The following is a 1,068-nucleotide window of genomic DNA, read 5'->3' on the forward strand; positions in this document are numbered from 1 at the left end:
CTGCTACCGCCCAATATATAAGCGCTAGCGGCTGTTTTTATTCGCAACTAGATGGCTGCCCCCTCAGCCCAGGCTGCCACCTCCGTTGACGTGCAAGACCTCGCCCGTCAGGTAGGGGTTGGTCAGCGCAAACAGGGCGGCATCGGCCAGGTCTGCCGGGCTGCCAATGCGGCGCGCGGGCAGGCTGCTGGCCAGGCTGGCAAAGAAGGCGCTGCGGCTGGCCTCGTCCATGAAGGCCCAGCCTTCGGTATCCACCACGCCGGGCGAAATGGCGTTGACGCGCACCGGGGCCAGCTCGACCGCCAACGCCCGCACCAGGCCTTCCACGCCTGCGTTCAGCGCTGACACCATCGCCGTGCCAGGCGCAGGGCGGTCGGCGGCCAGGCCAGAAAACAGCAGGATGGAGCCGCCCGGCTGTAACTGCGGCAGGCCAAACTGCACCAGGTGCACCGGCCCCCAGAACTTGCCTGCCAGCATGCGCTCAATTTTCTCGCGCGGCATGCTGGCCAGGGGGCTGTAGGTGAGGTCGGCAGCGGTAGACACAAAGTAGTCAAACGCGCCCAGCGCCTGGAAGCCAGCGGCTGCAGAGGCCGCATCGCCCAGGTCCATGGGGATGGTGGCCACACCACCGCCCAGGCGCTGGCGGGCATCGGCCAGCTTGGCCTGCGAGCGGCCCAGAATGGTGATGCGTGCGCCGCGCTCTAGCGCCAATGCGGCTATGGCAAAGCCGATGCCCGAGCTGCCACCGGTGATGAACACGCTGCGGCCTTCCAGGCTGGGGTAGTGTGCGGTTTTCATGCGGACATCCTCAATGCGAATCGCGGGGCACGGCATCGCCACGGCAGCCGACGAGGAAATCCATGTCGGCCCCCTGGTCGGCTTGCAACACGTGGCGGTGGTACAGGCGCACGTAGCCGGAGGCCGGCTCGGGCGGGGCCACCCAGGCCTGGCGGCGGCGGGCCAGTTCTGCGTCGCTCACGTGCAGGTGCAGGCCACGGCCCGCCACGTCCAGCTCGATCTCGTCGCCGTCTTGCACCAGGGCCAGCGGGCCACCGGCGGCGGCTTCGG

Annotated in this window: 1 protein-coding gene and 1 pseudogene; both read right to left on the reverse strand. The window is 68.5% G+C overall.

Annotation, left to right across the window (positions count from 1 at the left end; genetic code table 11):
- Window positions 1–63 precede the first annotated feature (63 nt).
- Window positions 64–798, reverse strand: coding sequence for an SDR family oxidoreductase (locus tag AC097L_RS26095; RefSeq protein ID WP_479589591.1), 735 nt, complete (start codon window positions 796–798; stop codon window positions 64–66).
- A gap of 10 nt (window positions 799–808) precedes the next feature.
- A pseudogene (locus tag AC097L_RS26100) lies at window positions 809–1,068 on the reverse strand (dihydroxy-acid dehydratase); the annotation flags it as partial.

The sequence above is a fragment of the Rhodoferax sp. RT5P35 genome (genome assembly GCF_056521385.1).

What these genes read in the sequence shown, in the direction of transcription:
- AC097L_RS26095 (WP_479589591.1), bottom strand. Translation starts at nt 798, where the DNA reads ATGAAAACCGCACACTACCCCAGCCTGGAAGGCCGCAGCGTGTTCATC.